Source organism: Streptomyces sp. NPDC101393 (assembly GCF_044767385.1).
GTDB lineage: Bacteria > Actinomycetota > Actinomycetes > Streptomycetales > Streptomycetaceae > Streptomyces.
The window spans coordinates 1009974-1024932 of record NZ_JBIWNU010000001.1 but is presented as its reverse complement, the minus strand read 5'-3'; the positions used below and the strand labels follow the sequence as shown (position 1 = coordinate 1024932).

General features: G+C 72.9%; 10 protein-coding genes. All 10 read right to left on the bottom strand.

Annotated elements, in window-relative coordinates; translation table 11 throughout:
- Positions 1-82: 82 nt before the first annotated feature.
- Positions 83-1039, bottom strand: coding sequence for a peptidoglycan-binding protein (locus ACIRQ7_RS04405; protein ID WP_404259743.1), 957 nt, complete (start codon positions 1037-1039; stop codon positions 83-85).
- The gene (locus tag ACIRQ7_RS04400; protein WP_404259741.1) at positions 1039-2646 is read right to left on the bottom strand and encodes a DUF6519 domain-containing protein; all 1608 of its coding nucleotides are present in this window, start codon (positions 2644-2646) and stop codon (positions 1039-1041) included. The genes ACIRQ7_RS04405 and ACIRQ7_RS04400 overlap by 1 nt, the downstream gene beginning before the upstream one ends.
- Positions 2647-2760: 114 nt before the next feature.
- Positions 2761-4971: a hypothetical protein gene (locus tag ACIRQ7_RS04395; RefSeq protein ID WP_404259740.1), complete on the bottom strand. Its 2211-nt coding sequence runs from the start codon at positions 4969-4971 to the stop codon at positions 2761-2763.
- Between the two features lie 73 nt (positions 4972-5044).
- A complete protein-coding gene (locus ACIRQ7_RS04390; RefSeq protein ID WP_404259739.1) occupies positions 5045-8860 on the bottom strand; it encodes a putative baseplate assembly protein in 3816 nt (1271 codons plus the stop codon).
- Positions 8857-12027, bottom strand: coding sequence for a putative baseplate assembly protein (locus tag ACIRQ7_RS04385; protein ID WP_404260109.1), 3171 nt, complete (start codon positions 12025-12027; stop codon positions 8857-8859). The genes ACIRQ7_RS04390 and ACIRQ7_RS04385 overlap by 4 nt, the downstream gene beginning before the upstream one ends.
- 32 nt (positions 12028-12059) lie before the next feature.
- Positions 12060-12446, bottom strand: coding sequence for a GPW/gp25 family protein (locus ACIRQ7_RS04380; protein ID WP_403667519.1), 387 nt, complete (start codon positions 12444-12446; stop codon positions 12060-12062).
- Entirely contained in the window at positions 12443-12787 is a 345-nt protein-coding gene (locus ACIRQ7_RS04375; RefSeq protein WP_404259737.1) for a hypothetical protein, read from the bottom strand. The genes ACIRQ7_RS04380 and ACIRQ7_RS04375 overlap by 4 nt, the downstream gene beginning before the upstream one ends.
- A gap of 67 nt (positions 12788-12854) precedes the next feature.
- Entirely contained in the window at positions 12855-13382 is a 528-nt protein-coding gene (locus ACIRQ7_RS04370; RefSeq protein ID WP_404259735.1) for a phage baseplate assembly protein V, read from the bottom strand.
- Between the two features lie 60 nt (positions 13383-13442).
- Positions 13443-14585, bottom strand: coding sequence for a hypothetical protein (locus ACIRQ7_RS04365; protein ID WP_404259733.1), 1143 nt, complete (start codon positions 14583-14585; stop codon positions 13443-13445).
- A complete protein-coding gene (locus ACIRQ7_RS04360) occupies positions 14578-14958 on the bottom strand; it encodes a hypothetical protein (protein ID WP_404259732.1) in 381 nt (126 codons plus the stop codon). The genes ACIRQ7_RS04365 and ACIRQ7_RS04360 overlap by 8 nt, the downstream gene beginning before the upstream one ends.
- Position 14959 lies beyond the last annotated feature (1 nt).

Genomic DNA, 14959 nt, shown 5'->3' with positions numbered 1-14959 from the left:
ACCCATGAACAGCCGGGCGGACCTCTGTGGGGGAGGGCCGCCCGGCCTTGGTGTTTTCGGCCCACCGACGGCCTGTCCGTGCTCAGTCCCGGGTGTCGGGCACTCTCAGCCGGTCCCAACTGACTCGCCCCGGCACGCCGTCCGCGTCCTTGCCCGAGAAGCCGAGCTTGCGCTGCCAGGCCGCGTACGACTTGCGGTCCGCCTCGGTCCAGTCCGGGCCGGGGCCTTCCTTGTAGTGGCCACAGCCCTCGGCGACCAGACGTTTGCCCATCGCCGTGATGACCGCGCTGCGTGCGCCCGAGCGGAAGTGTCCGCCACCGGGGAACGGCTCGTACGGCGGATGATCCGGCTTGGGTGGCACCGGCCGGTCGCCCCCGGAGCCGGTCCCCGTATCCGTACCCGTGCCGGCGTCGGAACCGCTTCCCGGATCGGCGCTGCCTTCCGCCGCCTTCGCCAGCCGCTTCTTGATCCGGGCCCGCATGGAGTCCATCGTGAAGCCGCGCGGGTCGACCTTTCCCGGCTGCCATTCCTTGTGGCCGATGACGGAGCGTTCGCTCCAGCCGTGCGCCCGGCAGATCGCCGCCGAGACCTTTTCGATGGCGGCCTTCTGCTCCTCCGGCCACGGGTCCTTGCCGTCCCCGAGGTTGATGCATTCGAAGCCGTAGAAATGGCGGTTGCCGTCGGTGTCGGAGTTGTTGTCGGGCGGCAGCTCCGTCTCGTTGATCACGGCCTGGAGCACGTCGCGGTCGCCGAGCCCGGCGTGGTTGGCGCGGCCGTTGCCGACGAGATGGATCTCGCCCTTCTTGTCGATCACGCCGTGGCAGAGCGGGCCGGGCAGGGAGGCGTGGCCGTCGTAGCAGAGGTCCACCGAGCTGTCGGTGCCCTTGGTGACGGTGTGGTGGATCATCACGCCGTGCAGCGGGCCCCAGGGGCCCTTCGCGTTCCTGTTGTGGGTACGCCAGTTGCGGACTTCGTGGACGACGAGACCCTCGTCGCGCAGTGCCTTGAGCAGCTTGCCGGCGGTCAGTGGTGTGGCCATCAGCCCGCACCTCCTTCGTCGACCGCGGCTTCGGCCGCGGCGGTCGTCTGGGACCTGCTTGCCGTGGGCGCCGACGTCGCCTCGCTCGTCGTCGGCGTGCCGTCCGTCTCCTCCTCACGGGCCTCGGCCTCGGCGGCCAGCGCGGCCTCGTCGGCCGCCGGGATTCCGGCGGACAGCGGGCGGAACGCCAGTCGCAGATCGGGGGCCGTCTGCTCACCCTGTACCCACGCCAGCGGCGCATAGTGCACCGCGATGCCGGCCGGTGCCTGCAAGAGCGGTCGCCGGGCCGGGTCGGTGGGCCATTCGACGTCCCCGGTGGCCGTACGGGCCGGGATGATCCAGAAGTCGCCGGTGCGGTAGGTGCCGCCGGCCGCGAAGTACACCTCGACGCCGTCCTCCAGCGGCAGCCAGTCGCCCTCCTCGACGCGCAGCGCGCCGTTCCGGAGCCGGCCGTCCTTGGCGCCGCGCCGCACCTGCCGGCTGCTCTCCTGGTGGTCCCAGCGGCGCAGGAACGGGTGGCGTTCGGGCCGCCGGCCGGTGCCCGGCGCCGGCTCGTCCGAGAGCCGCACCCGGCGCCCCGGGAGGTCGAGCTCCTCGACCCGCAGCAGCGGCTCGGCCTCGCCGCGGCTCGTGGCGGCGCTGTCCAGGAACTCGACCCGGTCGCCGACGTGCAGATCCAGCTTGTCGTCGCTGCCCAGGGCGGCCAACTCGACCCAGGTGCCGTCGAGTGCGTCGACCGGGAAGGTGACGGAGCCGTTCTCCCGGGACCATGTGAAGGTGGCATCCTTCGCGGTGCCGCCGTCGTGCACCTCGACGCGGTAGAGCTGGTTCTCCGGACCCCGGTAGCGGGCCTCGGGGGTGACCAGGCACGGCTCGTCATCGGCGTGGTCGGGGCGCCGGCTGCGCGCCGCCAGACGGGACGCGGGGGCGGCGGCCTTCTGCGCCCAGCGGGTGAACGCCGTCCGGATGTCGGCGACCGGCGGATTGTCGCCCTCCAGCTCCAACGCGGAGCCGGGCAGCGGCAGCACCTGCCACACCACCTTGGCGCGGGCGGCCGTGTCCGGCATCGCGGAGCCCAGCGCGACCTCGCGCAGCGCCGGGTCCTCGGCCGCGGTGACCGTACGCTCCCAGACCTTCAGGTAGGCCAGGTACGGGAATTGGGTGGGCAGCCGGTCGCCGGGGCGCTCCGGGTCGCGGTAGCCGTCGGGCTGGTCCCAGTACGTCCAAGTGGTGGGCGGCGCGGCGGGTTCACCGGTGTCGTCGGCCTCCGCGGCGGCCTTGCCGCCCGCGCCGTCCGCGGGCACCGGCACGCCGGCCTCGGGGCGGGTCGCGTCACACAGGATGCCGTCCACGTAGTAGCGGCCGCCATGGATGATCAGGTCGTCCAGCTCGCGGCTGCCGCCCTGCATCTCGATCCTGAAGCCGGTGGCGCCGTGCGGCCCGCCGTGCGCGCCGATCAGGTCGGCGGCGAGGGTCCGGGCCTGGAACAGCTGGATCGCGGTCTGCTCATTGGCGTCCGCGTCCAACTGGACCCGGCCCTGCTGGGCGATGACCGCGGAGTAGTGCCGCTCCGGCCGGTGGGTGATGCGGGAGAGATCGGCGTGCATGGAAGGGGTCCCCCTCGTACGGGATGCTCAGAAGGTCGGGAGTCGGATGGTCGCGGGCGGTGGGCGGATCGGGTCCTGCGGGCGGGGAGTTCACCCCGCGAACGGGTCGTCGCGTCACGTCACGAACACGATTCCGGCGTCGGTGCCGGCCGGGGTGTACTCGGCGAGCCGGGCCCGCAGGCTGTCCTCGCGCTGCGGCCGGTAGAGGTCGTGCCAGGCGCCCATCTCGGCGCCGTCCTCCGCGCCGCGCCGGATCTCCTCGGCGCAGCCGGCCGCCAACTCTGCGTATTCCGGGGTCCCGTAGCGCTCGCTGCGCAGCAGTGGCCGCACCCGGTCGGCGTCCGCGGGGCCCGCCAGGTCGGGCTGGCAGCGGTAGCGGCGCGGGGTGCGCGAACCCGGCGGGACGGAGGAGAACCGGAGGCAGCCGATGCCCCGCCGGGCGACGTGCATCCGCCCGGTGAAGATGCTGTTCTCGGCGATCTGCACGGCGTGCGTGTGCACCTCCCCGATGACGGTGCTGCGATGCGCGTGCAGCACGGCGTGCGCATGCCGGCAGTCCGGCGCGGACAGCGCCTCGCGGTCGTGGCCGGTGGCGTCCAGGATGCTGTCGCGCAGGTGGATCGGCGGCGGATCGCAGCTCACCTCGTCGCCGATCACCTCGATGGTGCCGAGGACGCAGCGGTCGATCTCGACGCAGGCGGTGGTCCGGTCCAGCACCAGGCTCGGCTCCTCGGGGGAGGCAGGGTGGCATTCCGGCTCCAGCGACCAGCCGGGTACGAGGGTGCAGTGCCGCAGCACCACCGCGCCCATGGGGCCGCTGACGTGCAGGCCGCGGCCGGTGACCAGCAGCCCGTCCAGCACCATCCGCGGCCGCTCGTCCGGAGCGCGGTCCCCGTCCGGTGAATCGGCCGTCCTGGCACGGATGTTGAGCGCGTCGGGCCGGTTGCTGTACCAGTCGAGCAGCCGGATGACGGGCCGGGTGCCCTCGGCGGCGCGCAGCTCCAGCCGGTCGCCCGGGTCCAGGTCGAAGTCCAGCTGCTCCTGGTAGGCGCCGCTGTGGGTGATCTCGATGAGGCCGTCGGGGCCGCAGCGCCCGGCCCGGCGGTCGTGCTGCCACGCCCCGTACGCGTCCATGATCCGCTGGTAGGCCTGGCCGGGCCCGACGCGGTAGACGGCCGTGTCCGGCGGCGGCGTGTGACGCTCGCGCTCGGCACGGTCCTCGCGCAGGTACTCGCCGCCGCCGAGGTCGTCGGCGAACGCGTAGTGGTAGTCCACCCACACGCCCTGCCGCGGGGCGGACCGCGAGCCGAAGGCCAGCCGGCCCAGCTCCGGGTCGACCGCGACCTGGCCGCGCTTGGGCCGGTAGCGCCAGTCGCTGAGGTCGGCGACGACGACGTCGGACAGCGGGATCGGGGTGTCGTGGCCGTCTCGCCGGATGGTGAAGCTCTTGCCGGGGCCGTAGTAGTCCGCGAGCCGGTCGTGCAGCTGGCGGCGGCGGATCGCGGCCGGCACGTTGTCGAGGGCCGCGAGGTGCGACGCGGACGGCTCCGGCTCCGGCCGGGTCACCAGCGGGGTGTCATTGCCCAGGATCGAGAAGGTGTAGAGGTTGCGGGCCCGGTCGACGCAGTACGCGGGGGCGTGCGTGACCGCGTACGGCTTCAGGCGCCAGACGAAGAGGCCCACCCCGGCGGGGGTGTAACCACCTTGTGTGCGGGTGGAGTTGACGCTGCGCACATCGACCGACCGGGCGACGGTCCCGAACGGGCCGCCCGCCAGGTCCAGGGCCGCCCCGTCCCGTACGTCCACCAGGCGGCCGCGTCCGCGGCGCCGCTCGTTGCCGGCCTCGGTGCCGGACCCGTACAGCTTGACCGGCTGCTGGTGTGCCACCAGCCGGGAGAACTCCACGGCCCGCGCCGGCCAGCCGGCGACGCCCTCCGACAGTTCCTCCAGCAGCGCGAGGGTGCCCTTGCGCCGGCGGTTGCCGACGGTGGCCGCCACATCGCGGCGCGGCGCCAGCGCCTCGGCGAGCCGGCGCCGTGAGGAGTCCGGCAGCCCGCCGTCCCGCAGCCCGGTCGCCTGCACCCGTTCGTAGCCGGGCAGCGGCCGGTAGCCCACCAGGTCGCCGAGATAGGGCAGCACCCACTCGGCGGCGCTTTCCACGAACCAGTCGTCGTACTGCTGGGCGACGCCGTCGCGCACCAGGTCCACCTGCTCGGCGATCACCGCGAGCAGTGCCCGCAGGGGCTCCCCGGCTTCCGCGTCGCGCAGCCGGTGCCACTGCGGAAGCAGCTCCGCGAGCCCGTCCGGCTCCCTGATCGTGCTCATGCCGAAACCTCGCTTCGCTCGGCCCCGCGTGCGCGAGGCGTGCACCTCCCGGTGGTCCGCTCCTGTCGTGCGCTCATCGGGCTACCTCCGTGAGGATCAGCGTGTCCGCGACCTGCGGTGAGAACAGGGCCAGTTGGGCCGGCCGGATGCCACGGAAGACGCAGACCGCGCGGCCCTTCGCCAGTGGACGGGTGTCGGTGATGTCGGGGTTCAGGCGCAGGAGTTCGGCCAGTGCGATGCCGTACCGCGCGGCGACGGCGGACAGGGTCTCTCCGCCGCCCTCCGTCACCACATGGACCTGCTCGTCGTAGGTGGCGAGTCGGGCCGGCACCGAGGCGGGGGGCGGTTCGGTGAACCGGTCCGCGAGTCCGGCCAGTTCGTCGGGCGTGACGGAGGCCGGGACGCCGGTGAGGACGTCGACGTCCACATGGTCGACGCCGGGCACCGCCTGCGCGGTGGCGAGCACCTCGGAGAGCCGGGCCGGCTGGCCCAACTCACGTCCCGCATAGCCGAGTTCCGCGAGCAGGGCCCGCCGGACCCGCGGTTCGACCAGCGGCCAGGTGTGGTCCGCCGCCACCTTGATCCTTGCCATGAGGAGCAGCAGCACCGGCTCGCGCAGGTCCACCCGGACCGGCAGCCGGGCGTCGCCGTACTCGGCGAGGGAGGAGCGCAGCGCCCGCAGCACCTCGGCGTCCTCGCCGAGCGGACTGTCGTCCACCCCGGCGACGGTCAGATGCAGGACCTTGCGCCGCCCGTCGTGGAGTTCGCGGGCCGAGGCCCGGCCGATGCCCGCCCGGGAGCGCGCGAAGTCCTCGTAGTCGCGCAGCGACACCAGCCGGTCCAGCGCGGAGACCGCGAGCGGGACGGTGCGCCGCGTCATACCGGGGCCGTCGGCGTCCGCGCCGCCGGTGGCCGGCTGCGGGTTGGTGACGCCGGTGACGCCCAGCGGCCGGGTGATGGCCTGGGTGATGCGGTGCGCCGGGACGTTGGCGGCCTGCCCGGTGCCGAAGCGGTAGCGGGCCCGGACGTTCTCGTGCCCGGTGGGCAGCCGGGCGCCGTGCGTCCCGTCGCCGAAGGTCACCGTCGTACGGCCACCCCCGCTCGCGGCTCCGCTCGACCGGGAGGTGCCGCCGTCCGCGGCGCCGAGCACGTACACCCGCTCGCGCGGGCCGCGCCCGGCCAGGCTGTCGACCGGGTGCCACAGCAGCCCGTCGACCCGGATCTCCAGTTCGGGCGTGGCACCCAGAGGGTTGTCCGCGGGCAGCCAGGTCAGCGGGGACTGCCACAGCGCGAACGTCTGGTGCGCGCGGTTCGCGTCGCCGCTGCCCAGCGGCTCGTCCCGGAACTCGCCGTGGGTGGCGGCCACGACGTTGCCCTGGATGCGGACGGTGTCGCGGCGGTAGCGGTAGGCGAGGTCGGCGGTGAGGGTGAGCGTCGTATGGACGTGATCGCCCGGCAGGCCGGGATCGAGGCGCTGGTCGACGGCGGCGATCACCGCCAGCTCGGTGCCCCGGACCCCGGCCGAGCCCGGGATGTCGGTGCGCTCGCCGGACACGATGAGGTGCCGGCCGGGGAGCAATCCGTCGTAAAGCAGGCTCAGTTCGAGTGCATTGCCGTGCACGTCCTCGCCCAGCGGCTCGTCGGCCATCCGCAGCGGCTGCCCGCCCGCGTGCACGGTGGTGTCGCGGATCGCCGAGAGCGTCACGTCGTGCGCGTCCAGCCAGGGGTCGGCGAGGGTCAGTTCGGTGCCCCGGCCGGTGATGCCGTAGTTGGTGTAAGCGGCGGTGCGCACGGCCGTGACCCGGGTCGTGACGAACGCCAGCTTCTTGTCGCCGGGGATGCCGTCCGGGCCGTCCGCTCCCTTGCGGGGGCGCTGGATCGCGACCCAGCTGCCGACCGTGATGCCGTCCTGCACCGACTCCAGCGGCAGGACGTAGCGGTTGGCGGGCGGCGGCACCGTCGCGATGCCGATCTCCACCGCCGCCGGTTCGCTGCCCGGGGCGCGGCGCACCGTCACCTCGTACTCGCCGTGCCGGATCTGGTGCGCCTCGCCCGGGGCGAGGCGCCACTCCTTCGTCTCGCCGTTGTGGATCGCGACCTGGATCTTTCCGTTGTCGTCCGGCCGGGACACGAACAGGGTGCGCTCAGGCAGGCCCGAGAGCAGCCGGGCGGTGATCCCGGCCTCCTGCGAATCGGCCGGGCGGCGGCCCAGCCAGCTCAGGTCGTGGTCCTGGGCCACCCGGGTGGACAACTCCACCCGCCCCGGGCCGAAGTCGAAGGCGGTGTCGGACGGCAGGTTCTCGGTGCGCTGCACCGAACTGCCGGTCTCGGTGTGCTGGAACTCCGCCTTCACCGGCATCCGGCCGGCCGTGTCGAACAGGATCCGCACGCCGGTCAGGACGCCCCCGGTCAGCGGCCAGTCGGACTGCCGGATGACGCGGCCCTTGTCGTCCTGCACGGGCTTGAGCGGAGCGGTCGACCCGAAGGGGGCGGACGTCACCCGCATCGCCAGCAGTGCGCGCAGCGCGGCGGGCACCTCGGGTGCGGCCCGCCGCCACGCCGCGTACATCCCGTCTGCCAGCCGCGGATCCAGCGCGGACAGCAGCCGCGCGGTCAGGTCGGAGCCGGGCGTGAACAGCCGGCCCCCCTCGCGCGAGAGGGCCCGCGCGCCGGACGGCGGACGGACCACGCTGGTGCGCAGCGCGGGCAGTACGGCACCGAGCGCCCGCAGCGCCGCGGAGGTCTCCGGTGCCGTCCCCGCCGCCTTCGGCCCGGCCGGTACGCTCCGCGCCGGCTCCAAGTCCGCCGCGCGCTCGCGGAGTTCACCGACCACGGCCGTCAGCTGCTCGAACCAGGCCGATACCTCCTCGTACGCCGTGGCCAGCACCTGGGCCTCGGCCAGCCGCTCGTGCGGGGCGGCGAGCCGCTCGGCGAAGGCCGCGGGCGTCTTGATGCCGTCCAGGTCCTTGCGGAGCGGTGCCAGCACCTGTGCGTCGAAGGTGGCGATCTGCTTGCTGACCGGCCGCGGGTTCGGGGTCTGCGGGGTGGGCGGTCCGGGCTCGTCCGGGTCGTCGGGGTCCCCGCCGTCCACCGGCTCGGTGATCCACTGCCGCAGCTCGTCCACCAGCTCCTTCAGGGTGGGCGGCGCGGACTGCGGCAGCCCGATGGCGGTGAGGTCCTCCTCCCGGTCGGTGCGGACCTTCGCGACGGGCAGCAGCAACTGCTTGTTCCCGAAGTCGAAGAGCAGCTGGTCACCGGTCTGCAGTGAGGTGGAGGTACCGGAGACGTACAGCTCCGCGCGCTGGGCCAGATCCTCCGCCGTGATCAGGGCCGGGCGGCGCCTGCGCACCTTCAGCTCGTTCCACGCCCAGCGGGCGGTGAGGTTCTCGCTCGTCTCGAAGGTCTGCGACTCCTCGCCGGTGGCGGCGGGCACGCTGTGGCTCCGCGCGCCCCGCGGGATGACCACCGGCAGGTCCTCGGCGCGCGGGTCCTTGTCGAGGGTGTACGCGAGATGGGTGTCGGCGGCGACGCCCGGCCGCGGCCGGTGGCCCACCAGCCGGCCGAGCAGGGCCAGCGACCGGTGCTCGTTGGCGGTCCGCAGATAGCCCTCGTCCGCGATCCGCTCGGAGTGGAACGTCAGGACGTCCCCCAGGACCGCCCAGGCGTCGAGCAGGCCGATCGCCGGATCGTCGGGGGTGCGTACGGTCAGGCCGCGCAGCGCCGGGTAGGCGGGCGAGGCGAGCCGGTCGAGCATCCCGGCCAGGAACGAGCCGTAGTCGCCGACGCGGTGGTCCAGGGCCGTGCGGCCCGGCGGGTTGTGGAGGGCGTCGGGGGCGCGGCGCTCATCGCTCGCGCCGCCCCCGCAGCCGCATCCGCATGTCGCACTCATCGGGCACCCCCGAGCTCGATGGCCAGCCGGCCGTTCTCGGGCCGGTCCGGGTCGTTGTCGCACACGGCGATCTCCAGCGGGCCGAGCCGCAGCACACCGTCCTCCAGCGCTCTGTCGTCGATCTGGTCGATGTCGTTGCCGTGCGCCTGGTGGAAGAGCCGTTGCAGCCGGGTCACCTGAACGCTCAGCACGCCCGGCACCGCCGCGGCCACCGCGACCAGCCGGGACAGCCGTACCGGCTCGCCGAACGTCAGCGCGTCCGGGTGGAAGAAGCCGAGCCGGCCGCCGGACAGCCGCCGGCTGCTCAGCACCCGCGTCAACTCCGCCAGGATCTGGCCGTGTTGGTGGCCGGGCGCGGCGCAGACCTCGATCTCGATGTCCAGTGGCACCGTGCGGGCCGGCCCGACCACCAGGTCGTGTCCGATCCGCCGGTAGCTCTCCAGCGCGTACGCGACGGAGTCCAGCAGCTGAGGAGCCGGCTCGCCGGACCCGTCCGCGTCGACGGCGACATGTGCCTCCTGGACGCTGCCGGTCCAGCGGATCTCCGCGGCGGCCCGCTGCACCCCGGGCAGCGCCGAGGCCAGCTCCGCGTAGTCCGCGGCGGTCACCGCGCGCAGCCGGGTCCGTTTGAGGTCCAGCGGAGCGAGCTGGCGGACCTGCTCGATCGGCTCGGGCCCGGCGCCGCCGGTCGCGGGCAGCGGGTTGCGTACGCCCGCCACCGGCATCGGGACGCCGGCGTCCGACTCCCGTGGAGCACGGCTGAGCACCAGATGGTTGATCGCCTCGGCGCCGACGTTGCCCGCCGTGCCGCCGCCCAGCCGGTAGTGCAGGGTCGGACGGCTGCCGGGCACCGGACGGGCGCCGTAGCGGCCGTCACCGAACCGCAGCGCGATCCGGCCGTCGTCCTCCAGCTCGCCCACGAGGTGCCGGTCACGGGGGCCGCTGCCGAGCAGGTCACGGCGCGGGACCCAGGTGACGTCCCCGTCGTGGAGACGTACGGCCGGGAGCGCGGCCCGTGGATCGGGCAGCAGGGCGGACGCCGGGCCGTGCAGCACCGGCTCGTCCGGATGCAGCCCCACCGCGTACGCGGGGCCCCAGGTGTGCGCGATCTCCCAGGCGATCCGGCCGTCCAGCACCGCACCCGCGCGGGCCCGTGCGCTCAGCACCTCCAGGCGGCGCAGCTTCGCGCTCAGCAGCCGGTCGCCGCGGTGCAGCAGCTCACGCAACGCCCGCACGGGGTGGTGGCGCAGCTCCAGCCGCTCCAGGACCTTGAGGCCGAAGACCACCGTCAGTTCGGCGATCTCCTCGTCCGACAGCCCGTCGCGGTCGCGGGCGCTGCGCCACAGCTCCACCAGCCGCGCCCGCACCCGTTCCCGGATGCCGGCCAGCCGGGTCGCCTGCCCGGCCGCGACGTGCGCGGGCTGCGGGAAGGGAACGGTCTGGGCGACGGGGGAGCGGTGCAGGACGGGGCGGAAGCGCGGCGCGATGCCCGGATACACGGACTGCGCGAGCAGCGTCCGCAACGCCTCGGCCTGCGCGTACACCGTCCCCGGCACGACCTTCTCGCGCCGCTGCCCGGCAAGCTCCAGGCCGAGCCCGGCCCGTACGGTCTCCGCCTCGCCGACGACCGTGAACAGCTCACGGATGTCATCGGCGGTCAGCGACTGATGGCAACCGGCCTTCTCCAGCAGGGCGTTGATGGTGCGTGCGGTGGCGTTGCCGTCGTCCTTGACGTCGCCGCAGCCGAAGGCGGGCGGTTCGCAGGAGCCGGTCACGGCCGGTAGGGACGGCACCGTCACCGTCTCCGGCACGCCCGCCGGGCACTCCCCGAAGGTCAGCGACCGCCCGTGGTCGACGAGCGCCACATTGCCGCGCGCGACGCTCACGTCGTCCACCGGCCGGCAGTCGCTGCCGCCCCGCGTCGACAGGCACAGCGGGAACGTCAGCGCGTCCTCCGGCGCCCAGGTCACCTCCAGCACCGGCTGGTTGTCGAGCTGGTCGACGCCGGGGGTGACGGAGGTCAGCCGGACGGCCTGGCGGTGGCTCGGGTCCTGGTCGCCGGGCGTACCCGTGCGCGGACCCTTCACCTCCTCGAACACCAGCAGGTCACCGGGGGAGAGGCGCAACGAGCGGGCCTCGCAGGCCTCGTCGGCCCACTCGTCCCGCAGCGTCGCCGAGGTCGCGCCCCTCGGCAGCGCGCACACCTCGTCGCCCCAGGTCCACAGGCGGATGGCGTTGTGCTCCGGGCGCAGTCCCAGCGGCGCGTCCGACACCGGCTCGAAGACCTCGACCGACCCGCGCTCGTCCAGCACGGCCAGATCCCGGTCATCGATGACGGTCCCGACCTCGGGCCGGTCCTGCGGTCCGTACGTGCGGACGTCGACGGCGGCGAACCGGAACTCGCCCGGCAGCAACGTCAGTTCCTCGGCCGTCTGGACGGCGACGAACGCCCGCGCGCTGCACCCGTCATGCATCGGGTAGTCGATGAGCCGTACGTGACGGCGTACCGAGACCCGCCGCCGTGCGGTGTCGAGGTACGCCTCCGTCGCCACGGCGTCCTGCTGATAGCTGATCTGGTCGGCCGTGTACGCCAGCAACTCGACCAGCGTCATGCCCAGGTCGGCGGGACTGCGCTCGACCCAGTCCGGCGTCGTCAGCCGCAGCCGGTCCAAGGCCAGCTGCCGCAGCGTGTCGTAATCGCGCGCGGTGTAGTCGATGACCGGGGCGGGCCGGAAGGTGTCCGGGCAGTCGGCGCCCGCCTCGTCGACGCAGTCGAAGGGGCTGGGGCAATCGGCCCGGAAACGGAACTCCGCGCCGAAATACCGCTGGTCGAAGCCCTCGTACGGCTCGGTGCCCGGCCTGCCGTACGGGTCGGTGGTGACGAGCGAGAGCCGGTAGCGGGAGGTGTCGCCGGTCCGGTCCAGGACCACATGCAGCCGGTCGTCCAGCTCGGGGTCCTCCTCCCGCTCGACGCCGACCTCCAGCGCCTCGATGCCGGTGACGCGGCGCCCCCCGTCGATCCGTACGTTCTCCGGGCACAGCCCGTGCGGCGCCTTCCCCAGGAACGTGACGGTCAGCGTCACCCCGTCGTCGGCGACCTCGACCGCGTCGATGCCGTTCAGCCGCGCGGCCCTGACGCGCCCCCGCCTGCTGTCCGTACGGCACATCAACTCGCCCACGGTGCCGCCGTGTTGCTCACTCATATCCCGCCCCGCCCCTCGAACACGTCATCGCGCCGGCTCGCGGTGGAGCGCACCACATAGCGCAGATACACCCGTACGACGTTCTCCTCGCTCACCACGTCCAGCGCCTCGACCTCGATGAGATCCCCCAGCCAACGCTGCAACGACGCCTGAACGGACAGCTCCACGGCCGACGCCAGCTCCGGACTGTTCGGCGTGAAGACGAGATCCAGCAGTCCGCAGCCGAAGTCCGGCCGCATCACCCGCTCACCGGGACCGGTGAACAGCAACTGCTCGATCAGATCCCGCACATGCTCCTCGTGCGACGCATGCGCGGTCCGCCCCCGCCGGTCGACCCGGAACGGGAACGCCACGTCGGTACGTATCTGCTTCGCAGCCCTCATCGGCTGGACACCCCCTGATGGACGGGCGCCACGACCGGCGGGCCCTGCGGCACCAGCCCGGCGCTGAAACACATCGCCGCCGAGGTGTCCAGCAGGACCGGCACCCCGTCGATCCGCACCTCGTCACCGCCGCCGGCCGGCGTCCAGCGCACGCTGGTGCACGGCTGCGGCCGGCCACCGACGGAGTGCGGGCAGCCGCTGACCGTGAAGAGGTCGGCGGCGGTGGCCACGGGCACACCGTCGACGCGTACACCCCGGCCGGCGGCCGCGGTGGACACCGCGCGGCCGCCGTGCGGGCAGCTGATCACGGCACCGCCGTGGACGAGATTCCCGGTCACCACGTTTCTCGCTCCCCCGTCTCCGCAATCGCTTCCTGGCTCATGTCTTCTCGGTTCATGGCCTCTCGGTTCAGCGTTTCCTCGGCACCGTCAACCGGCCCTCGTTGATGTCGACCTGGTCGCCGACGAGTGAAATGGACGCCCCGGCACCGTTGTTGATCTGCACCCCCGCCGCGTTGATCCGCACATACGCGCCGCCCGGTGCCTGGAGCAGAATCCCTTCCTCCGGCACATCGGACAGCACGATCTTGTGATGCCCCTGCGTCTCGATGACCACCGGCTCGGCCCCGACCCGCGCCCCGGCCTGCGCATCCACCGGCAACTCGGCCTCGGACCCGTACCAACAGCCCGCCCACACCGGGAAACTCGGGTCCCCCTGCTCGAACTCGATCCACACACCCGCGCCCTCGCTCGGGATCACGTACTGCCCCGCCTGCGCACCCGTGAACGGGAAGCAGGGCATGGCCCAGGTGGACGCCTCGTCACCGAGCACGTCCGGCACATAGGCGGTGATCCGGCCGATCCGCATCGGATCGTCGTTGCTCGCCACCCGGCCCCGGAACTTGCCGAGAAAGCGATGGTTCGATGCTGGCGCCATACGAGCTGCTCCTGGTCGTGTCGTGCGGGGTACGGAGAAGGTGCGGGCAGATGGTCAGGGCTATGGGCGCAGGCGATCGCTGCGGGCGATCAACCCCTCCCGCGACAGCGTGAAGTTCTGCTGGTAGGACCCCGGCCGGAGAGTGTGCGTCACGCTCTTCACGTAGTAATCGCCGTCGTACGTGACCCCCGCACCCCGCACCCCGACCAGCTCCCGCGGCCGCAGCAGATATCCGTGCCGGTTCACGTCCAACTGCCCCGACCCGCTGATCGCATCCGCACTGGTCGCGGCGCGCCCCAACGCCTCCGCCTTCGCCAGCGCCTCGTCCTTCTTCGCGGTGCCCGAGAGCGTCCTCCGCTTCAGCGCCGGCGACGCGCGCCGGCCCAGCGGCGGCCTGAGCGGGCTGATATCGGGCTGCGCGAGGAGCGGCGCCTGCCGCGTCACGGGATCCTGCACCCGAGCCTGCGGCTCCTCCCGCGCCGTCCCGTCATAGGCAAACGTCAGCTGATCGACGGTCGAATGCACATCCATATTCACGTTCAAGGCATGCTGCCGCTGCCCGAGCCGCTGCTCCGGCCCCCAGAACGCGGTGGAACGCCCGGGAACGGGCCCGGGGTCGAGGTAGAACGTGTAACCGTTCGCCCCCGCCAGATCATTCACATACTGCAGATCCGTCCCCGTCTGGTAGTCCACCCGCAACTGCTCCCGCGGCGGCTGCGGCACCTGCTCCCGAATGATCCGGGCCTCGATCCCGTAATCCGCGTACTTCGCCAGGATGCGCTCGACCCGCTGCGAGGGGGCGAGGTTCGGATACCGGTCGGTCCGCTCCTCAAGGTCCATGAGAAGGCTGAGATCCTCACCCGTGACCGTCAGCGTGGTCTGACCGGGCTGATTACTGGCCCCCACCTCCTGCCGCACGATCAATCCGTCCAGCAGCACCACGGGCGTCCCCTTGACCGCCACGGTGAGAATCACCCGCGTCTTGGGATCGAAAAACCCCTCCGGGAGCAGCCGCTGAATGATCGCCCCCTTCTTGGTCAGGTCAAAGGCGAGCTGAAAGCCGCTCCTCTCACCCGCCGTACTGGTGATCTGCGCCGACAGCAGCGCCTCCGTCACCTCCTGCGGCACCAGCCGCGCCAACTTGGGCCCCATGTACAGCGACACATGAATGGGCCCACCCCCCACGGGCAGATCATCAGCCATTCCGCACCCCCGGCCCGCCCAAGCCACCGGGGAACCCACCGGGCAGCGGCACGGCTATCTCCTCGCCGGGCTCATCGGTCAATTCGCGCGGGTCGAGCACCGGGTTCGCGTCCGCGATCCGCCACCACTGCCCCGAATCCCCGAAATACCGCTGCCCGAGCTGATCGGCCCGCTCCCCGTCCCTGACGACATGCGGCACGGTCTCGTCGGCATCGTGCTCGACCGGCGGCAACAACCTCCGCTTGGCGTACTTCACTTCACTGCCGTCAGCCGCCCGATGGACCCCGATCTCCACGTCGTGATACCGACTGCTCCGCGGATACGGATGAGCCCCCGGCACATCGTCCAACGCACTCTCATACGGCTCGATCACG

What these genes read in the sequence shown, in the direction of transcription:
- ACIRQ7_RS04405 (WP_404259743.1), bottom strand. Translation starts at nt 1,039, where the DNA reads ATGGCCACACCACTGACCGCCGGCAAGCTGCTCAAGGCACTGCGCGAC.
- ACIRQ7_RS04400 (WP_404259741.1), bottom strand. Translation starts at nt 2,646, where the DNA reads ATGCACGCCGATCTCTCCCGCATCACCCACCGGCCGGAGCGGCACTAC.
- ACIRQ7_RS04395 (WP_404259740.1), bottom strand. Translation starts at nt 4,971, where the DNA reads ATGAGCACGATCAGGGAGCCGGACGGGCTCGCGGAGCTGCTTCCGCAG.
- ACIRQ7_RS04390 (WP_404259739.1), bottom strand. Translation starts at nt 8,860, where the DNA reads ATGAGTGCGACATGCGGATGCGGCTGCGGGGGCGGCGCGAGCGATGAG.
- ACIRQ7_RS04385 (WP_404260109.1), bottom strand. Translation starts at nt 12,027, where the DNA reads ATGTGCCGTACGGACAGCAGGCGGGGGCGCGTCAGGGCCGCGCGGCTG.
- ACIRQ7_RS04380 (WP_403667519.1), bottom strand. Translation starts at nt 12,446, where the DNA reads ATGAGGGCTGCGAAGCAGATACGTACCGACGTGGCGTTCCCGTTCCGG.
- ACIRQ7_RS04370 (WP_404259735.1), bottom strand. Translation starts at nt 13,382, where the DNA reads ATGGCGCCAGCATCGAACCATCGCTTTCTCGGCAAGTTCCGGGGCCGG.
- ACIRQ7_RS04365 (WP_404259733.1), bottom strand. Translation starts at nt 14,585, where the DNA reads ATGGCTGATGATCTGCCCGTGGGGGGTGGGCCCATTCATGTGTCGCTG.